Source organism: Stenotrophomonas sp. YJH_SMC_25 (assembly GCF_059369595.1).
Genome location: NZ_JCAFSV010000007.1, coordinates 197,679 through 216,296 on the forward strand (window position 1 = coordinate 197,679; position 18,618 = coordinate 216,296).

Below are 18,618 nucleotides of genomic sequence, written 5' to 3' on the forward strand. Positions count from 1 at the left end.
AAAAGGGGACGGAGGGGATTAAGTCGTTTGCGGCACAGCGGCAAATGCGACTTAATCCCCTCCGTCCCCTTTTTCCCAGGGCGCTCAGCCCTGCAGGGCGCGGGCGTGGTGGGCGATGTGCTCGCCGATGAAGCTGGCGATGAAGTAGTAGCTGTGGTCGTAGCCGGGCTGCAGGCGCAAGGTCAGCGGATGGCCGGCGGCATCGCAGGCCTGCTGCAGGCGCTGCGGCTGCAGCTGGGTCTGCAGGAACTCGTCCGCCTCGCCCTGGTCGACCAGCAGCGGCAGGCGCTCGTCAGCCATAGCGATCAGCTCGCAGGCATCCCATTGCGCCCAGTCGGCCGGGTTGTCGCCCAGATAGGCATGGAAGGCCTTCTGCCCCCACGGCACGTGGCTGGGCGCGACGATCGGCGAAAACGCCGACACGCTGCGATAGCGCCCGGGGTTACGCAGCGCGATCACCAGCGCGCCATGGCCGCCCATCGAATGGCCACTGATCGCGCGCGCGTTGGTCACCGCGAAGTTCGCCTCGATCAGCGCCGGCAGCTCCTGCGCCACGTAGTCATGCATGCGGTAGTGCTTCGCCCACGGTGCGCGGGTGGCATTGAGGTAGAACCCTGCCCCCTTGCCCAGGTCGTAGCCCTCGGCATCGGCTACGTCATCACCGCGCGGGCTGGTGTCGGGCGCGACGATGATCACACCGTGCTCGGCCGCATAACGCTGCGCGCCGGCCTTGGTGATGAAATTCTGCTCGGTGCAGGTCAGGCCGCTCAGCCAGTACAGCACCGGCAGCTTCTGTGTTTCCGCCTGCGGTGGCAGGTACACGGCGAACTGCATGTCGCAGCCCAGCGTGGTCGAATGATGGCGGTAGACGTCCTGCCAGCCGCCAAAACATGCGCGGTGTTCAATGCGTTCCATGGTGCTCTCCTGCGCGGCGCGTCAGCGCACGCGTGCTTCTGGTAGATGCCGACCTTGGTCGGGTTATCCACGCCCGGCGTGGATGCCTTGGTTGATCCGTTCATCCAGCTGTGCCAGCAGGCGCAGCAATGATTCGACGCCAGGCTGGCCGTCCAGGTTGCGATACGCCGCCACCGCCACGTCGCTGCGTGGTGGCCACTGGCCGTCGGCGCGGGCTTCGTGCAGGCGCGGCAGGAATACCTGCGCAAGCCACTGCTCGAACGGCATGCCATCGTCGCTGCCGAAGGCCGAAGTCACCGCACGCGGTGGTCCCACCTCGCCGTCGACCCAGCCCAGCGCACGCAACGCCTGCTCGATCGGCACCACCAGGGCCGCGCGCGGGTCTTCCGCACGCGGCCGGCGCAGGGCATCGAACCAGCCCATGACGCGGCTCAGTAGTGGACCACCGAACGGATCGACTTGCCTTCATGCATCAGGTCGAAGGCGTCGTTGATCTTGTCCAGGTCCATGGTGTGGGTGACGAACGGAGCCAGTTCGATATCGCCCTTCATCGCATCCTCGACCATGCCCGGCAGCTGGCTGCGGCCCTTCACGCCGCCGAAGGCGGTGCCCATCCACTTGCGCCCGGTCACCAGCTGGAACGGACGGGTGGAGATCTCCTGGCCCGAACCGGCCACGCCGATCACCACGCTCTGGCCCCAGCCACGGTGCGCGCATTCCAGCGCCGCGCGCATCACGTTGACGTTGCCGATGCACTCGAAGCTGTGGTCCACGCCCCAGGTGGTCATTTCAACGATGACCTGCTGGATCGGCTTGTCGAAATCCTTCGGATTGATGCAGTCGGTGGCACCGAATTCGCGCGCCAGCTCGAACTTGGACGGGTTGGTGTCCACCGCGATGATGCGGCCGGCCTTGGCCTGGCGTGCACCCTGGATCACCGCCAGGCCGATGCCACCGAGGCCGAACACGGCCACGCTGTCGCCTTCCTGCACCTTGGCGGTGTTGTGTACCGCGCCGATGCCGGTGGTGACGCCGCAGCCGAGCAGGCAGACATGTTCCGGGTTGGCGTCCGGGTTGATCTTGGCCAGCGAGACTTCGGCAACGACGGTGTACTCGCTGAAGGTCGAGCAACCCATGTAGTGGTACAGCGGCTCACCGTTGTAGCTGAAGCGGCTGGTGCCATCGGGCATCACACCCTTGCCCTGGGTGGCGCGCACGGCCACGCACAGGTTGGTCTTGCCGCTCTTGCAGAACAGGCACTCGCCGCACTCGGCGGTGTACAGCGGAATCACGTGGTCGCCGGGCTTGACGCTGGTCACACCCTCGCCGACCTCCACCACGATGCCGGCACCTTCATGGCCCAGCACCACCGGGAACAGGCCTTCCGGGTCATCGCCGGACAGGGTGAACGCATCGGTGTGGCAGACACCGGTATGGGTGATCTTCACCAGCACCTCGCCTGCCTTCGGCGGGGCGACGTCGATCTCGACGATCTGCAGCGGCTGGCCGGGACCAAAGGCGACGGCGGCACGGGATTTCATGGGTGGATTCTCCAGAGACAGGCAATGACAGGATGGGCGGCGCCATGTTGCGCCGTCGTTTACTTCAGGTACGAGCGGATCAACGCGCTCATGTCGCGCACGCGTTCGGCGCGTTGTTCATCGGAGGCTGCGGGTTGCCCGAACTCCTCGCGCAGATGAGCCTCCATCACCTCGGACATCAGGCCGTTGACCGCGCCACGGATGGCGGCGATCTGCTGCAGCACCGGCCCGCAGTCGGCGCCGGCTTCCAGCGCGCGGTCCAGCGCATCGCACTGGCCGCGGATGCGGCGCACGCGGGCCAGGACCTTTTTCTTCTCTTCGGGGGAGTGCGGCATGGCGGGCCACCTCGGAACTATACTGGGGGATAGTATACACACGTGTTGGCAAAGTGACGGAAATGGCATCTCCCGCCTCCGCGATAGTGCCGCTGAATCCATTCATATCAATCACTTACAGCAATTGCGCTTCTCCCGTAAACGCATCGGGCATGCTGTGGGATCGGCAGAATCAGGAACCAGGCAATGGGTGTTGGCATCCAACTCGGGCGCATCACCGATGAGATCGGTAGTGGTGCGTTTCTCTATGCCTTCTTCTCGACCATATCCGGCAACCTGGAGCCGAATGGCTGGGCAAGTCGATTCCCTATCCTCTTGAATCAGCTATACGCCGGCAGACTGCAGCAATCAGATGCTGCCGCCGCGCTGGCCGAACTACATGGGGCCCGCCGAGAGCTGGCCGAGCTTGCGCCAGCCCGTGTCATATGGTCGTTCGAGGATCGAACCCAGCGTCCACCGTGGGGAGACGATATCGCTGGTGATATCGACAGCCTGGCGACCTACTTCGTCACCTCACATGGGCGCGATCTGATCGCGCTTCTGGCCGAGGTGTTTGAAGCACTTCAGGAAGGCGAAGACACGTCCGCCCGGATCGTCAGCTACTGAAGCCCTACGCTCAATCAAACAATCCCTCACCCGCCAACCGCGCCAGCTCATCCACCACGTAGCGCACCTTGGGCCGCAGGTGGCGTGTCGGTGGCCACAACGCGTGGATATCGATGTGCCGTTGCATGTGCGCATCCAGCACCGACCGCAGCGCGCCGGAATCCAGGTGGCGGCGCACCAGTGAAACCGGCATCTGGCAGATACCAAGCCCGGCGATGGCCGCCTCGATCACCGCGTCGCCGTCATTGAGTTGATACGGCGCATTCGGGATGAATGTCCCTTCGTCCTCCTCGCTACCGATCCGCCACCACACCGGTTGCCCGTGGCGGAAGCCAACAATGCTGCGGTGCTGCGCCAGTTCCTCCACCGTGCGCGGCACGCCGTGCGCCTGCAGATACTCTGGCGATGCGCAGGTGACCAGTCGCTGGCGCCCCAGCCGCCGCGCCACCAGATGCTCGGCCTGGTGCAGCCCGCCGAAGCGGATCAGCAGGTCGATGCCTTCCTCGACGGGATCGACGAAATGATCGGTGAAGGTCATCGTCAACTGCAGGTCCGGGTACTGCCGGCACAGCCGCAACAGCACCGGCAGCACCACCAGGCGCCCGAACGAGGATGGCATGTCGATGCGCAGCCGCCCGCTGGGCAGGCCGGCCGAACCCAGGCAGGCCTCGGCGGCGGAGATTTCTTCCAGCGCCGCCGCGCACGATGCGTAGTACGCCTCGCCATCGGTGGTCAGCGCGATGCGCCGCGTGGTGCGGTGGAACAGGCGCACCCCCAGCCGCGCTTCCAGCCGGGCGATGGCCTTGCCCACCGCCGAGCGCGAGATGCCCAGCGCGTCGGCGGCCTCGGTGAAGCTGCCTGAGCGGGCCGTGGTGACGAACGTGACCAGGCCATTCAACGATTCCAGCGGCAGCATCGTTCGCGCTCCATTGGGGACAAATAGTCCCGCACCCAGGGAGATCGAAGCGCTTTATGCGCCCGCATGTCAACTCCATCCTGTGTGCATCGCGCCGCTGGCGCCTTCCCCCGCATCGAGATGACCGACATGACCGCCGCCCTGTTCCGCCCCTTCGACCTTGCAGGCACTTCCCTGCGCAACCGCATCGCGATGGCGCCGATGACCCGTGCCCGCAACCCCGGAGCGGTCGCCAACGAACTCACCGCGCAGTACTACCGGCAGCGCGCCAGCGCCGGCCTGATCATCAGCGAAGGCACGCCTGTCTCGCCGCAGGGCCAGGGCTACATCGACGTGCCGGGCATCTGGTCGGCCGAGCAGGTGGCCGGGTGGAAGCGTGTCACCGAGGCGGTGCATGCCGCACAGGGCACGATCTTCGCCCAGCTCTGGCACGTCGGCCGCATGTCGCATTCCTCGCTGCAGCCCGGCGGTGGGCAACCGGTCAGCGCCGGTACCCGCCCGGTGGCCAGCGCACCGAAGAACACCTCGTTCGTGTACCTGGACGATGGCAGCCGCGGCCACGCCGATCCCACTCCGGCACGTGCACTGGAGACTGCGGAGATCCCCGGTATCGTCGACGACTTTGTGCGCGGGGCGGACAACGCCATTGCGGCCGGCTTCGACGGCATCGAACTGCATGCCGCCAACGGTTACCTGTTCGAGCAGTTCCTCAACCCGCTCATCAACCAGCGTGATGATCGCTACGGCGGCTCGCTGCCCAATCGTGCGCGCTTGATCCTGGAGACCGTCGATGCGATGGCGCAGCGTATCGGTGCGCATCGCATCGGTGTGCGCCTGGCACCGAACAACCTCACCTTCGACATGCCGTTCTACCCCGACAACGAAGCCACCTATCTGTACCTGGCCGAGGAACTGGGCAAGCGTGGGCTGGCCTACGTGCACCTCAACGACAACCTGCAGGCGGGCCGGTCGGTGCTGGGCGAGGCGTTCCTGCGGCAGTTCAAGCAGGCCTACGGTGGCACCGTCATCCTGGCAGGTGGCATGACCCGCGAACGCGCCCTGCAGCTGGTCGAAGCGGGCACCATCGACCTGGCCGCGTTCGGCCAGCCGTTCATCGCCAACCCGGATCTGGTCGAACGCCTGCAGCGCAACATCGCGTTGGCCACGCCCGACCGCAGCACCTATTACGGTGGCGGCGAAGCAGGCTACCTCGACTACCCGGCCGCGGGCTGATCCCCCACGGGGTCGGAGCCCTTTCCAACGGAAAGGGCTCTGACCCCTGTTCGGCGCACAAGGCGTCAGAGCCACGCTGCGCGCGGATCCGACCCCGGCCTTCAGGCGTCCTCGCGCACGTAGGCGAACGACTCGTCCAACCGCTCGAAGCCGATCACCTCAGCGACGATGGCCTGTGCATCCTCGTCGCTGATGTTTCCTTCAGCGATATCGTCAACGCGGGCGAACAGCCGCTGCAGGGCTGCGTACTGGTCATCGCGCAGGAACGGCTGGTGGCTCTGCAGCCAGCGCCGCAGGTTGCTGGCCAGCTCGCCGTGCGACAGCAGCGTGTACGGCCCCTGGTAGTCAGCAACGGCTTCGACCATCTTGCGGAACAGGAAATCCTGATAGCTGGCCGCCAGCACATCGGCACGATCATCGTCATGCCACACCAGCACGACGGGGGGCTCGGCAAAGCCGGGCGCGTTGCTCCAGAAGCAGTAGCTGTCGCCACCGCCGGTCCGCGCAAAGGGCAGCAACTGCAGGTCAGTGCGCAGGGGATCGTAATGATCCTCCGCAGTCAACTCCTGCCACGCCTCGAGCAGCTCATCGTCCTCCAGGGGCTCATAGTCCTGGGCATACAGCAGCACCGGCGGATCCGCCTGCAGCGTCGGGAATACCACCTCGGACCATTCCGGATGTGGGGCACCCCAACTCAACCGATCCGCTGCGTGCAGCTGCTTGAACAGGGGCGGGAAGGACTGGCCGGTGGCCTGTTCGATGCCGGATAGCGCGCTCATGGATGTCCTTGTCGATAGAGACCGCCCAGCTTGCCCGAATCCGCGCAGGAGATGAACGGGTCGCAGCACGCGGCAGGACTAGACTGCGACCACCGTATGCCGCCCATCGCTGCCATGAACGCCACTGCCCACAGCTTCATCGTCAACCTCGACGTGCCCGACCTGGCCGCCGCCGAAGACTTCTACATCCGGGCCTTCGGCCTGCGCATCGGCCGCCGTCTCGGCCCGGGCGCCGTGGAGCTGCTCGGTGGGCCAACGCCGCTCTACCTGCTGCACAACGACGCCGGCAGCGCCGCCACCGAAGACGGCGACGTGCGCGACTACGAGCGCCATTGGACGCCGCTGCACCTGGATTGGGTGGTGGATGACATCGAAGCCGCGCTGGTACGTGCAGTCGCAGCCGGAGCGACGCTCGAGCAATCCGTGCGCGAGCGTCGCTGGGGGCACATCGCCGTGCTGGCCGATCCGTTCGGCCACGGCTTCTGCCTGATCCAGTTCAGTGGCGAAGGCTACGACGCGCTGGTCGAATGACAGGCGCCACGTTCACCACGGCAACGGCACCGCTTCGCCGTTGGCGCGCTCGCCGTAGTACAGCGACGGCAGCAGGCGCGAGAGGAAACTGAACTCCGTGTAGCAATGCTTGAGCAGGCCCAGGCCGACCGCATCGCCGGCATCGCAGCGTGGATCGGCGCTGTCCAGGCCGAGCACGAAGCGGCTGCGCAGCACACAGCCAAACGGCGTATCACGCGCCACGTGCAGCATCTGCCCGTCGCAGGGATCACCGTTTGCATCCAGGCGGACGTGGTCGCCGAAGCCGATGCGCGCGGCGATCACCGCCGATACATCGCCTGCATCCTGTGCCGCCTGCAGGCGCTCGGGCACCAGCAGCGTGCGCGGGTCATGGAACTTCAGGCGCGCCGCCACCGGCGGAATGTCGGCCAGCGATTCCACCGCATGGATGCTGGCACCGTGGTAGCTGCGTCCGCGCTGCCAGGCCTCGTCCCAGCCGCGATGCTCGACATGATCGACCGGATGCCACCAGCGGATGTGCTGGGTGGTCTCGAAGAAGGTGAACCACCAGTCGAGCATGCGGCCCTTGCAGCCGTGCAGATCGGTGCGCACCGCCACCAGCAGGGTGCCGTCTTCGCGGCGCTGGATGCCGGTCTCCAGGTGCATCGGTGCCGGGTCAAGCAGATCGTGGTGGTCCAGCCAGGCGCGGGCGTTCACAGCGGTATCCATCGGGGTCTCCTGCGGTGTTGGGAGTCCCGACAATACGGAAACGTTATCCGTTTCGCAATTGTCCGGATGCGGTAAGATGGGCGCAATGAACAGCACCACCGTGCCCGAGCCCACATCACCGACCCGCCGCCGCGGCCGCCCTGCGCGGCCGGAAGCCGAAGTCCGCCACGCCGTGCTGCAGGCCACGCTGGAACTGCTGCTGGCGCAGGGCTACGAGGCCACCACCATCGAAGCGGTGGCGGCGCACGCCGGGGTGGCGAAGAAGACCGTCTACCGCCACGCCAGCAACCGCGAGGAACTGGTTGGGTTGGCGGTGCGTGAGTGGACCGACGGCTTCGCGCCACAACTGCAGCGCGATGCGCGCAATGCCCAAGAGGTCGTGCCGTTGCTGCAGGACATCCTGCACGCGGTGTGCGCGCAGGCGCTGTCGGCGCAGGCGGTGCAGGTATTCCGCCTGCTGGCCACCGACTTTCCCGGCAAGGACGCGCTGCTGCAGGCCTATCTGGACAACGGCATCGAACGCGGCCGTGCGCTGCTGGCCGACTGGCTGGCGCGCCAGCAACAGCGTGGGCTGCTGCGCGAGGGTGATCCTGTTCGCATGGCGCGATTGCTGCTGGCGATGGCCGTGGCCGAGCCGCTGCGCGAACGCGTGATCGGTGTGGTGGCCGAGGATGCGCCGGTGGACGTGCACCTGCGCGACTGCGTGGCGTTGTTGGCGCCGGTGTTGCAGGCGCCGTAAGGTTGTTCCATCCACGCGTGGCGTGGATCTACCGGCCGGTCCCGATTCGTTGGTCGGCAATGGCCTTCCACGGTGGGTGCCGACCGTTGGTCGGCAATGGCCTGCCCCGGTGGGTGCCGACCGTTGGTCGGCACTCCTGCAGTAACTCACTCGCGCAGCATGTCCACGAACGCGCGCAACGCACCGGGCATCTGCCGCTGCTTCGGGTAGTACAGCGCGAAGCCGGCGAACGGTTCGCTCCAGTCTTCCAGCACTGCCACCATCTGGCCGGATTCGATGTACGGGCGGGCGGTGTCTTCCAGCACATAGGCCAGGCCGATGCCATCGAGTACCGCTCTGACCACGGTGCCCTGCTCGCACAGCGTCAGCCGCCCCGGTACATCGATCTCCAGCGCCTGCCCACCGCGCTCGAACTGCCACTTGTACAGATGCCCGCTGGCGAAGCGGAAGCGGATGCATTCGTGTGCGGCCAGGTCGCGCGGATGCTGTGGCGCCGGGCGCCGCCGCAGGTAGTCCGGCGAGCCGACAATCAAGCCACGCAGCGGTGGGCCCATCGGCACCGCCACCATGTCCTCGGGTACGAACTCGTGCAGGCGCACGCCGGCGTCGTAGCCTTCGGCAACGATATCGACCAGGCCATCGTTCTCGGTCAGCTCCACCCGCACGTCGGGATGGGCGTGCAGGAAGCGCGCCAGCCGTGGCCCCAACTGGGTCGGCACTGCGGCGCGGGTAGCATTGATACGCAGCAGGCCCGCCGGCGCGGCGCGGAACTGGTTCATCTCCTCCAGCGCGTCATTCACCTGGCCCAGCGCGGGCTGCAGGCGTTCCAGCAGGCGCTGCCCGGCCTCGGTCAGGGCCACGCTGCGGGTGGTGCGATGGAACAGGCCCACGCCCAACCGTTCCTCCAGCGCGCGGATCGCATAGCTCACCGCCGAGGTCGACAGCGCCAGCTCGGCGCCGGCACGGCGGAAGCTGCGGTGACGGGCGACCGCCGCGAACGCAGCCAGGTGGGTGAGATTGTCAGTGGCCATGATTGTGCAGTTTCACTTGATGAATCATGCCGATATCCGTGCTTCTTGCGGCTGGGTACGGGGCGTATTGTAAAACGCCTTTCGACAAACCCTGCCAAGGATTCCCCATGTCCCTCGCCCGTGGTTACGCCGCCCACTCCCATACCGACCCGCTGGTGCCCTTCGAGTTCGAACGCCGCGCGGTCGGCCCGAACGATGTGCGCATCGAGATTCTCTACAGCGGCATCTGCCACTCCGACCTGCACCAGGCCCGCGACGACTGGGGTGGCTCGATCTACCCGATGGTGCCGGGCCACGAGATCATCGGCCGCGTGACCGAGGTCGGCAGCAACGTCACCCGCTTCAAGGTCGGGGACCACGCCGGCGTCGGCTGCATGGTCGACTCCTGCCGCCACTGCGATGCCTGCGAGCACGACCTGGAGCAGTACTGCGCAGAGGGCGCGACCTGGACCTACAACGGCCGTGAACGCGAAAGCGGCGCGCCGACCTACGGCGGCTATTCCGACCACGTGGTGGTCGAACAGCGCTTCGTGGTGAAGGTGTCCGACACCCTCGACCTGAAGGCCGCCGCCCCGCTGCTGTGCGCCGGCATCACCACCTGGTCGCCGCTGCGCCACTGGAAGGTCGGCCCGGGCCAGAAGGTCGGCGTGATCGGCCTCGGTGGCCTCGGCCACATGGGCGTGAAGTTCGCCAAGGCACTCGGCGCGCACGTGGTGATGATCACCACCACGCCGGAAAAGGGTGCCGACGCCAAGCGCCTGGGCGCCGATGAGGTACTGGTCTCGCGCGATGCCGCGCAGATGAAGGCGCACGCCGGCAGCTTCGACTTCCTGCTCAACACCATCCCGGTCGGCCATGACACCAACCCCTACATGGGCCTGCTCAAGCGTGAAGCCACCATGTGCCTGGTCGGCGTGCTGACCGAACTGGACCCGCCGTTGACCGGTGGCAGCGTGATCTTCGGCCGCAAGCACCTGACCGGCTCGGCGATTGGCGGCATGGCTGAAACCCAGGAAATGATGGACTTCTGTGCCGAGCACGGCATCGTCAGCGATGTGGAGATGATCGACATCAAGAACGTCAACGAAGCCTGGGAACGCATGGCGAAGAACGATGTGCGCTACCGCTTCGTGATCGACATGGCGACGATGAAGGACGCGGCCTGATCCAGGGCAGATGCGAAAAAGAAAAACCCCGGCAATGCCGGGGTTTTTTTCTGGTAGTGCCGGCCGCTGGCCGGCGCCCCCGCCTGGCTGCCGGCCAGCGCCCGGCACTACCGCAATCCACTCAGTACGCGAATTCGCGGAACACCGGATCGACGTCGCCGTGCCAGCGGCCATGGAACAGCGCCAGCTTGCGCTCGGCCGGGGTCAGCCCGGATTCGACGATCTCCTGCAGCACGTCCAGGAACTTGCTCTCGTCCTGGCCGTCGGCATTGCGCGCCGCGCGGCGCTTGAGGCCTTCGACGGAAATCTTCACGGCTTCGCGGGCCAGGTCGCGCACCGTGCCATTGCGGAACGGCAGGCTCATCGCATGCTTCGGCACGCCGTCGCGCAGTGCATGGCGCTCGGCCAGGGTGAAGTCACGCACCAGGTCCCACGCAGCGTCCAGCGCGGCGTCGTCGTACAGCAGCCCGACCCAGAACGCCGGCAGCGCACACAGGCGGCTCCACGGACCACCATCGGCGCCGCGCATTTCCAGGTACTTCTTCAGGCGCACTTCCGGGAACGCGGTAGTCATGTGGTCCGACCAGTCGCGCAGCGTCGGCAGCGCGCCCGGCAGCACCGGCAGCCTGGCCTGCATGAAATCGCGGAAGCTCTGCCCGCTGGCGTCGTGGTAGATGCCATCGCGGTAGGAGAAATACATCGGCACGTCGAGCAGGTAATCGACATAGCGCTCGTAACCGAAGCCATCCTCGAACACGAAGTCGAGCATGCCGGTGCGGTCAGCGTCGGTGTCGGTCCAGATGTGCGAGCGGTAGCTCAGGTAGCCGTTGGGCTTGCCTTCGGTGAACGGCGAATCGGCGAACAGCGCGGTGGCGATCGGCTGCAGCGCCAGCGATACGCGGAACTTCTTCACCATGTCCGCTTCGGTGGCGTAGTCCAGGTTCACCTGTACCGTGCAGGTGCGGGTCATCATGTCCAGGCCGAGCGAACCGACCTTGGGCATGTACGAACGCATGATCTTGTAGCGGCCCTTGGGCATCCAGGGCATCTCGTCGCGCTTCCACTTCGGCTGGAAGCCCATGCCGAGGAAACCCAGCTGCAGTTCGCCGGCCACCTGCGCCACTTCGTTGAGGTGGGTGCCGGTCTCCACGCAGGTCTGGTGGATGGTCTCCAGCGCCGCGCCGGACAGTTCCAGCTGGCCGGCCGGTTCCAGCGTCACCGAGGCGCCATCGCGCAGCAGGGCGATGGTGTTGCCGTTCTCCTGCACCGGCTCCCAGCCGAAGCGGACCAGGCCGTTGAGCAGCGCTTCGATGCCGCGCTCGCCTTCGAAGGTCGGCGGGCGCAGGTCATCCAGGCGGAACCCGAACTTCTCGTGCTCGGTGCCGATGCGCCACTGCGCGCGGGGCTTCTCGCCGGAGGCGATCACCTCCACCAGCTGCGAGCGGTCGGTAATGGGGGTATCGGCGACGTGGCTGGGGCTCGACAAGGGAAAGGCTCGCTGGACGGTGGCGGGGGATGTGGGGCTCGCGGCCTTCCATCGCAAGGGCGCACTATAGCGTGGCACCCCGTTGCGTCATGCGACGGTGACGGGTTTCAGCATCCTACCGACGCCCTCTTGACCCTCGTACACTCAGAGCCATGAGCCGCCATTCACGACACCCCGAACTGCATCGCTCCGAGCGCGTCGGCTGGCTGCGAGCCGCCGTGCTGGGCGCCAACGATGGCATCGTCTCGGTGGCTGGCCTGGTGGTCGGCGTGGCCGCCAGCGGCGCCTCGGCTGCGACCATCCTGGCCACCGGCGTGGCGGGTACCGTGGCCGGCGCGATGTCGATGGCGGCGGGCGAATATGTCTCGGTGCAGACCCAGGCCGACACCGAAGCGGCCGACCTGGCAATGGAAAAGCGCGAGCTGGGCGACGATCCGCACAGCGAACTGGAGGAGCTGGCCGCAATCTACCGACACCGCGGCCTGGAGCCTGCGCTGGCGCGGCAGGTGGCCGAACAGCTCACCGCCCACGATGCGCTGGGTGCCCACGCCCGCGACGAACTGGGCATCACCGATACCCTGCGCGCCCGTCCGCTGCAGGCAGCGCTGGCCTCGGCCGGTGCGTTCACCTGTGGTGCGGCGCTGCCAGTGCTGACCGCCCTGCTGGCGCCGGTCGACAAGGTCGCACTGATGACCACGGCCAGTACCCTGCTCGGCCTGTGCCTGACCGGCGCGGTGGCAGCCCAGGCCGGCGGCGCCCCGCCGGTACGCGGCGCAATACGGGTGATGTTCTGGGGTGCACTGGCAATGGCCGCCGCTGCAGGCGTCGGTCGCCTGTTCGGCGCCCCGGTGACATGACCGGCATGCTGCCGCCAGTTACCGCACTGCTGGCCGAGATGGCCAGTCTGGCCGGCTGCGCACGCGCCGAAGGTTATGCGTGCATCACCGCTCGGCGCGAACATGGCGCCAGCTCGGTGGAGATTCCGCAACCGCAGTTCGCGATCCTGCTGGAAGGCCGCAAGCAGGTGCGTACCGCGCACCAGTCGCTGGAGTTCATCCCCGGCGACATCCTGCTGCTGACCCAGCGCTGCCGCATCGATGTGGTCAACACCCCCGACCCACGCAGTGGCCGCTACCTCAGTGCCGTCGTGCCGCTGTGTGCCGAAGTGCTGGCGGCCGCACGCACGCTGTGGAGCGAGGAGCTTCCCGCGCCAGGCCAGGCGATGGCGCGACTGCCGTTGATCGATCATGGCGCGGTGCTGCGCCAGTGGCGGCAATCGCTGCAGGACGGTCGTTACAGCGAAGCGCGGCTGGCCCTGGCCTCGCTGGTACTGACCTTGTGCCGGCAGGGCCACGGCAACCTGCTGCTGCCGCAGGCACCGAGCCTGGGCGAACAGATCCGCGACCGCATCGCCGCCGAACCAGCACGCGACTGGCAATCACGCGATGTGGAAGAACAGTTCGCGCTGAGCGGCGCGACCCTGCGCCGTCGCCTCGCCGCCGAGGACACCAGCCTGCGCCAGCTGCTCACCGAGGCACGGCTGGCGCATGGCATGCAGCTGCTCTACACGACGGACCTGCCGTTGAAGACCGTGGCAGCGCGCGCGGGCTACCGGTCTGCGGCGAGTTTCAGCAAGCGCTTCGCCGAGCAGTACGGACTGGCTCCCACAGACATTTGAGGGGGTTCGGCAGGGCTTGCAGCCCTGCACCTGCAGACGCAACGGCAACAGCGAAAGCAACAGCAACAGCGGCTATCCGTGGGAGGGCGGGGCGGTGTGGGTGGGCAGGACACGCCGTAAACCCATCCATGGGGGCTCGATGGCGCCATCCATGGCGCCAACGGTCCTGCCCACCCACACCGCCCCACCTCTGACAGATCTTCGCGACTGTTGGTAGGTGTCGACCTTGGTCGACACATCTGTCAGATATCGAATGAAACTCTGGGGTCAGATCCGTTTTCCTGCGGAAAACGGATCTGACCCCACGAGCTGACAGATCGCGGAAAACTGTCGAAGGCGGGGTGGGTCCGGTTGCGGGAGTGTCCGCGGCATGGATGCCGCGGCCAAGCCCCCATGGACGGGTTTACGGCGTCTCCCGCAACCGGACCCACCCCGCCATCCCACCCACAGGAAACCAGTTTTTGACGTTGCTTTGGCTGCGGCCGTTGCCTCTGCGGGTGCAGGGCGCAGCCCTGCAGACAACACCCCCTCCCTGAGCATTCCGCGCAGTGGTTTGAGCGCCGTGCACACGCCGGCCACGGCACGCTATGCGGCAACGGAACCGCCCGTCATCCACCGAGAACCACCATGACCCTGCGTCCCCTGCCGCTGCACGGCGCCCTGCTGCTGGCCCTGTCGTCCCTGCCGCTGGCCGCGCTGGCCGAGGCCACTTCGCCCGCCCCCACCCAGCAGGTCCCTGGTGTCTATCACCAGCGCATCGGTGCGCTGCAGGTCACCGCCCTGTTCGACGGCGTGGTCGCGCTCGGCCGGCAGGAAGTGGTGGACGTGCCGCCGACGCTGGTCAGCCGCCTGCTGGAAGGCCGTTACGTGCCGGAAGACAAGAAGGGCCTGCAGACCGCGATCAATGCGTTCCTGATCCGCCAGGGCAACCACCTGACCCTGGTCGACACCGGCACCGCGCAGTGCTTCGGACCCGGCCTGGGCCAGGTGCTGGGCAATCTGCGCGCCTCCGGCGTGGACCCGGCCGAGGTAGATGAGGTGCTGCTGACCCACGCCCATCCGGACCACCTGTGCGGCGCACTCGACGCGCAGGGCAAGCCGGCCTATCCCAATGCCACGGTGTGGCTGTCCAAGGCCGATGCCGATTACTGGCTCAACCCGGCCAGCGAGGGCACCGCGCCAAAGGGCGTGCGCTTCGCCTTCCCGCTGGCACGCAATGCGGTCGCGCCATACCAGGCCAGCGGCCACCTGCGCACCTTCAGCCCCGGCGACGCCCTGCCCGGCGGCGCGGTGGCGATGGACACCCATGGCCATACGCCCGGCCATGTCTCTTACCGGTTCGACAGCCAGGGCCAGTCACTGCTGGTATGGGGTGATGTGCTGCACTTCCATGCGGTGCAGTTCGCGCACCCGGAGGCGGCATTCGAGGCCGATTCGGACCGCACGGCGGCCATCGCCAGCCGTCGCGGGCTGCTGCAGCAGGCCACCGCCAACGGCTGGTGGGTAGCCGGTGCGCACCTGCCCTTCCCCGGCCTGGGCCATGTGCGTGGCGAGGGCAAGGCCTATGCGTGGGTGCCGGCGGAGTATTCGCCGTTGTAAGGGTGTGCCGACCAAGGTCGGCACCCACCGATCGGGTAGCGCCCGGCTGCCAGCCGGGCGACCGGAAATGCCTTATTCCAGCCCCAGCCAGCCGCCGATCACGCCGCGGGCTTCGTCCACGCCGGTACGGTCTTCGCCGGAGAACACCTGCACGCTGACGCTGTCGCCGTAGGCCGATTGCAGTTCCTTGCGCACCTTCTGCAGGGACTGCATCTGCTGGCTGCGGCTGAGCTTGTCGGCCTTGGTCAGCAGGGCGTGCGCCGGCAGGCCGCGCTGCACGGCGTAGGACAGCATCTGCCGGTCGTAGTCCTTCAGCGGATGGCGGATGTCCATCACGACCACCAGCCCCTTCAGGGCTTCGCGGGTGCGGAAATACTTGTCGATGAAGGCCTGCCAGTGCGCCTGCAGGTCCAGCGGCACCTTTGCATAGCCGTAACCTGGCAGGTCGACCAGATGCGCTTCCGGGGTGACCTGGAAGAACACCAGCTGCTGGGTACGGCCAGGGGTCTTGGAGACACGGGCCAGGGCGTTCTGGCGGGTCAGCGCGTTGAGCGCACTGGACTTGCCGGCGTTGGAGCGGCCGGCGAAGGCCACTTCGGCCCCTTCGTCGGGCGGCAGTTGCCGCACGTTGTGGGCCGAAAGGTGGTAACGGGCGCGTTCGATGAGCAATGACATGTGCCTAGGATCGCATGTTGCGGCGCCGCGCGCCCGTGCCGGCGGCCCCTGCGGGCATTTTGCTGCACTGCTGCGTTGACCGTGCGCGGAAACGGCGTTGATAATCCGGGCGATGCCGGCGGCCACCGCCCGGCCCGGTCCATACGGAGCTTCAGCATGCGCCACGCTCGCGTTCTTGCCGTATCCGCCCTTGCCACTGCTGTAGTCGTTGCCGCTGCTGCGTTCGCGCAGACCACGTTGACCCCGCTGCCCGACAACGGGCCGATCAACACCGCCTCGCTGGAGGTGGATTTCAGCAAGACCCACTGGGGCGATGCCAAGGCCGGCCAGACCAAGGCCTCGGCCTGCGCGGCCTGCCATGGCGCCGACGGCAATTCCACGGTGGAGATGTACCCGTCCATCGCCGGCCAGAGCGAACGCTACGTCGCCCAGCAGATGGCCCTGATCGCCAATGGGCAGCGCAGCTCCGGTGCGGCGGTGGCGATGGTGCCGTTCGTGCAGAATCTCACCCCGCAGGACATGCGCGACATCGGCGCGTTCTTCGCCACGCAGAAGGCCACCGCCGGCATCGCCGATGACACGGCAGTCACCGACGGCCCGTACAAGGGCATGAAGTTCTACGAGATCGGCCAGCAGCTGTACCGTGGCGGCGACGCCAAGCGCGGCCTGCCGGCCTGCATGGCGTGCCACGGCCCCAGCGGTGCCGGTAATCCGGGTCCGGCCTATCCGCACATCGGTGGTCAGCACGCCAGCTATGTCGCGCGCCGCCTGCAGGAATACCAGGCCGGCCAGACCAACGAGACCGACAAGGCCCACTTCCAGATCATGGCGACAGTCGCGCAGAAGCTGAGCGAGCAGGAGGTGCAGGCGCTGTCGAGCTACCTGCAGGGCCTGCACAACAAGGCCGACGATGTGGCCACTGCCCCCCCGTCGGCGCAACCGGCTGCCGCCCCCTGACCACCACTGGTCGGCCCGGGCCGCCACCACGGCCCGCGCCTGCGGTATGTTTCCTTCACGCCGGCGACCGCGCCGGCGTTGCTTTTTTCAACGGAGATGCGTGTCGATGAGGTTGATTTCCCGCCTGCTGTTGTCCGTGCTGGTGCTGCTGCCGCTGGCAGCCTGCGCCGCTACCCCCGCCAATGCCCCGCTGGTCGAGGGCAAAGACTACGAGCGCATCGCCCAGCCGGGCCCGTTCCAGCCGCTGGCCGGCAAGATCGAGGTGGTCGAGGTCTTCGGCTACACCTGCCCGCATTGCGCCCACTTCGAACCGCAGCTGGAAGCCTGGGCGGCCAAGCTGCCGGCCGACGTGCGCTTCACCCCGGTCCCGGCTGCCTTCGGTGGCGCTTGGGATGCCTGGGCACTGGCCTACTACGCCGCCGACGAGGTCGGCGTGGCCAAGCGCAGCCACGCTGCCGTGTTCAAGGCCCTGCACGAGCAGGGATCGCTGCCGATGCAGAACGTCTCGGCCGATGAGCTCGCCACCTTCTACAAGGCGTATGGCGTGACCCCGGACCGTTACCTGCAGGCCCTGCGCGGCGACGCCGTACAGAAGAAGGTCGATGCCGCGCGCGCGTTCGCCCAGCGCACCAGGATCCCGGGGACCCCGGCGCTGATCATCAACGGCCAGTACCTGGTGCGTGGCAACAGCTTCGACGACCAGCTGCGCATCGCCTCGGCGCTGATCGCCCAGGCCCGCGCTGCCCGCGGCCGCTGAACCAACACCCACCACCGACACGGCGCTGTCGCCGCCGCATGTCATCATTTCCCTCTGGCCGGCGCCTGGCGCCGGCCCCACCATTCCAGATGCTGGAGACGTTTCCATGAAGATCCGTTACGCCCTCGCCCTCGCAGCGCTGCTGCCGATCCTGGCTGCCTGCAAGGCTGATGACGGCAGCACCAACACCACCGCGGCCCCGGCCGAACCGGCTGCAGCCCCGGCAGCCACCACCGAACCGGCTGCTGCGCCGGCGGCGGGCAGCGAAGGCGCCGCGCCGGCTGCCGCTGAAGGCGAGAAGGCCCCGGCCGAAGCGGCTCCGGCCACCGCACCGGCCCCGACCACCGCCGCACTGACCGGCCCGGCCCCGGTGGAAGGTGCCGACTACCAGGTGATCCCGAACGGCCAGCCGTTCCAGCCGGCCACCGGCAAGATCGAAGTGACCGAGATCTTCGGCTACGTCTGCCCGGCCTGCGCCGCATTCCAGCCGCTGGTCGGCCCGTGGAAGGCCGGCCTGCCGGGCGACGTGAACTTCGTCTACGTGCCGGCCATGTTCGGCGGCACCTGGGATGACTACGCCCGTGCCTTCTACGCCGCGCAGACCCTGGGCGTGCAGGAGAAGACCCACGAAGCGCTGTACGCCGCCATCCACTCGCAGAAGACCCTGAAGGGCGAGCGCGGCCGTGATTCGGTGGAAGACATCGCCAAGTTCTACGGTGCCTACGGCGTGGATCCGAAGCAGTTCGCCGCCACCATGGGCAGCTTCGCGGTGAATGCCAAGACCAACTCGGCCAAGCAGTTCGCGCAGCGCAGCCAGATCAGCGGCACCCCGTCGATCATCGTCAACGGCAAGTACCTGGTGAAGGGCAAGAGCTTCCCGGACATGCTGCGCATCGCCGACCACCTGATCGCCCGCGAACGCGGTGCGGCCCAGGCTCACTGATCCAAGAGAAGCGTTTCCCGGCC

At 67.3% G+C, this 18,618-nt stretch carries 21 protein-coding genes; 11 read left to right on the forward strand and 10 right to left on the reverse strand.

Annotated features, from left to right (window positions below; all coding sequences use genetic code 11):
• Window positions 1-84: 84 nt before the first annotated feature.
• The 4 genes from fghA to frmR all read right to left on the reverse strand — a co-directional run bounded on the left by fghA (window position 85) and on the right by frmR (window position 2,791).
• Window positions 85-915, reverse strand: coding sequence for an S-formylglutathione hydrolase (gene fghA, locus AC5P7E_RS11665; RefSeq protein ID WP_049459665.1), 831 nt, complete (start codon window positions 913-915; stop codon window positions 85-87).
• 63 nt (window positions 916-978) lie between these two features.
• Window positions 979-1,338, reverse strand: a complete 360-nt coding sequence (locus tag AC5P7E_RS11670) for a YqcC family protein (protein WP_005411007.1) — start codon at window positions 1,336-1,338, stop codon at window positions 979-981.
• Between the two features lie 8 nt (window positions 1,339-1,346).
• Entirely contained in the window at window positions 1,347-2,456 is a 1,110-nt protein-coding gene (locus AC5P7E_RS11675) for an S-(hydroxymethyl)glutathione dehydrogenase/class III alcohol dehydrogenase (RefSeq protein WP_005411008.1), read from the reverse strand.
• 59 nt (window positions 2,457-2,515) lie between these two features.
• Complete coding sequence (gene frmR, locus AC5P7E_RS11680; RefSeq protein ID WP_005411009.1) at window positions 2,516-2,791, reverse strand: formaldehyde-responsive transcriptional repressor FrmR; 276 nt, start codon at window positions 2,789-2,791, stop codon at window positions 2,516-2,518.
• Between the two features lie 186 nt (window positions 2,792-2,977).
• On the opposite strand from frmR, the gene AC5P7E_RS11685 reads away from it, so the two are divergent.
• Window positions 2,978-3,397 carry an Imm70 family immunity protein gene (locus AC5P7E_RS11685; protein WP_111117773.1) on the forward strand — a complete coding sequence of 140 codons (420 nt, stop codon included), beginning with the start codon at window positions 2,978-2,980 and terminating at the stop codon, window positions 3,395-3,397.
• A 10-nt stretch (window positions 3,398-3,407) separates the two neighbouring features.
• Here the strand turns inward: AC5P7E_RS11685 and AC5P7E_RS11690 are convergent, their stop codons facing one another.
• The gene (locus AC5P7E_RS11690) at window positions 3,408-4,313 is read right to left on the reverse strand and encodes a LysR family transcriptional regulator (protein ID WP_100438111.1); all 906 of its coding nucleotides are present in this window, start codon (window positions 4,311-4,313) and stop codon (window positions 3,408-3,410) included.
• 129 nt (window positions 4,314-4,442) lie between these two features.
• Between AC5P7E_RS11690 and AC5P7E_RS11695 the strand changes: the two genes are divergently transcribed.
• On the forward strand, window positions 4,443-5,546 hold the full coding sequence (locus tag AC5P7E_RS11695) for an alkene reductase (protein WP_099484757.1): 1,104 nt from the start codon (window positions 4,443-4,445) through the stop codon (window positions 5,544-5,546).
• Window positions 5,547-5,647: 101 nt separating this feature from the next.
• Here the strand turns inward: AC5P7E_RS11695 and AC5P7E_RS11700 are convergent, their stop codons facing one another.
• Window positions 5,648-6,325 carry an SMI1/KNR4 family protein gene (locus AC5P7E_RS11700; RefSeq protein ID WP_109338092.1) on the reverse strand — a complete coding sequence of 226 codons (678 nt, stop codon included), beginning with the start codon at window positions 6,323-6,325 and terminating at the stop codon, window positions 5,648-5,650.
• 114 nt (window positions 6,326-6,439) lie between these two features.
• Between AC5P7E_RS11700 and AC5P7E_RS11705 the strand changes: the two genes are divergently transcribed.
• Entirely contained in the window at window positions 6,440-6,856 is a 417-nt protein-coding gene (locus AC5P7E_RS11705; RefSeq protein ID WP_049403557.1) for a VOC family protein, read from the forward strand.
• 12 nt (window positions 6,857-6,868) lie between these two features.
• Here AC5P7E_RS11705 and AC5P7E_RS11710 read toward each other — a convergent pair whose 3' ends face one another.
• Entirely contained in the window at window positions 6,869-7,564 is a 696-nt protein-coding gene (locus tag AC5P7E_RS11710; protein WP_109338091.1) for a DAPG hydrolase family protein, read from the reverse strand.
• Between the two features lie 76 nt (window positions 7,565-7,640).
• On the opposite strand from AC5P7E_RS11710, the gene AC5P7E_RS11715 reads away from it, so the two are divergent.
• Entirely contained in the window at window positions 7,641-8,303 is a 663-nt protein-coding gene (locus tag AC5P7E_RS11715; protein WP_005411015.1) for a TetR/AcrR family transcriptional regulator, read from the forward strand.
• 146 nt (window positions 8,304-8,449) lie between these two features.
• On the opposite strand, the gene AC5P7E_RS11720 is transcribed toward AC5P7E_RS11715, so the two are convergent.
• Complete coding sequence (locus AC5P7E_RS11720) at window positions 8,450-9,334, reverse strand: LysR family transcriptional regulator (protein ID WP_024956058.1); 885 nt, start codon at window positions 9,332-9,334, stop codon at window positions 8,450-8,452.
• A gap of 107 nt (window positions 9,335-9,441) precedes the next feature.
• Here AC5P7E_RS11720 and AC5P7E_RS11725 point away from each other — a divergent pair, with 107 nt between their 5' ends.
• Window positions 9,442-10,500, forward strand: a complete 1,059-nt coding sequence (locus tag AC5P7E_RS11725) for an NAD(P)-dependent alcohol dehydrogenase (RefSeq protein WP_114618207.1) — start codon at window positions 9,442-9,444, stop codon at window positions 10,498-10,500.
• Window positions 10,501-10,621: 121 nt separating this feature from the next.
• On the opposite strand, the gene AC5P7E_RS11730 is transcribed toward AC5P7E_RS11725, so the two are convergent.
• Entirely contained in the window at window positions 10,622-11,986 is a 1,365-nt protein-coding gene (locus AC5P7E_RS11730; protein WP_005414465.1) for a glutamate--cysteine ligase, read from the reverse strand.
• A 152-nt stretch (window positions 11,987-12,138) separates the two neighbouring features.
• On the opposite strand from AC5P7E_RS11730, the gene AC5P7E_RS11735 reads away from it, so the two are divergent.
• From AC5P7E_RS11735 to AC5P7E_RS11745, 3 genes are all read left to right on the forward strand, one after another.
• Window positions 12,139-12,843 (forward strand): VIT1/CCC1 transporter family protein, encoded by a 705-nt coding sequence (locus tag AC5P7E_RS11735; RefSeq protein WP_114618208.1) that lies wholly within the window; start codon window positions 12,139-12,141, stop codon window positions 12,841-12,843.
• Window positions 12,840-13,664 (forward strand): helix-turn-helix transcriptional regulator, encoded by an 825-nt coding sequence (locus AC5P7E_RS11740; protein WP_114618209.1) that lies wholly within the window; start codon window positions 12,840-12,842, stop codon window positions 13,662-13,664. The genes AC5P7E_RS11735 and AC5P7E_RS11740 overlap by 4 nt, the downstream gene beginning before the upstream one ends.
• A 627-nt stretch (window positions 13,665-14,291) precedes the next feature.
• Window positions 14,292-15,263, forward strand: coding sequence for an MBL fold metallo-hydrolase (locus AC5P7E_RS11745; RefSeq protein WP_114618210.1), 972 nt, complete (start codon window positions 14,292-14,294; stop codon window positions 15,261-15,263).
• Between the two features lie 72 nt (window positions 15,264-15,335).
• On the opposite strand, the gene yihA is transcribed toward AC5P7E_RS11745, so the two are convergent.
• Window positions 15,336-15,938 carry a ribosome biogenesis GTP-binding protein YihA/YsxC gene (gene yihA / locus AC5P7E_RS11750; RefSeq protein ID WP_005411022.1) on the reverse strand — a complete coding sequence of 201 codons (603 nt, stop codon included), beginning with the start codon at window positions 15,936-15,938 and terminating at the stop codon, window positions 15,336-15,338.
• 156 nt (window positions 15,939-16,094) lie between these two features.
• Here yihA and AC5P7E_RS11755 point away from each other — a divergent pair, with 156 nt between their 5' ends.
• The 3 genes from AC5P7E_RS11755 to AC5P7E_RS11765 all read left to right on the forward strand — a co-directional run bounded on the left by AC5P7E_RS11755 (window position 16,095) and on the right by AC5P7E_RS11765 (window position 18,595).
• Window positions 16,095-16,895: a c-type cytochrome gene (locus AC5P7E_RS11755; RefSeq protein ID WP_005411023.1), complete on the forward strand. Its 801-nt coding sequence runs from the start codon at window positions 16,095-16,097 to the stop codon at window positions 16,893-16,895.
• A 106-nt stretch (window positions 16,896-17,001) separates the two neighbouring features.
• Entirely contained in the window at window positions 17,002-17,652 is a 651-nt protein-coding gene (locus tag AC5P7E_RS11760) for a thiol:disulfide interchange protein DsbA/DsbL (protein WP_005411024.1), read from the forward strand.
• A gap of 106 nt (window positions 17,653-17,758) precedes the next feature.
• The gene (locus tag AC5P7E_RS11765) at window positions 17,759-18,595 is read left to right on the forward strand and encodes a thiol:disulfide interchange protein DsbA/DsbL (protein ID WP_005411025.1); all 837 of its coding nucleotides are present in this window, start codon (window positions 17,759-17,761) and stop codon (window positions 18,593-18,595) included.
• Window positions 18,596-18,618 lie beyond the last annotated feature (23 nt).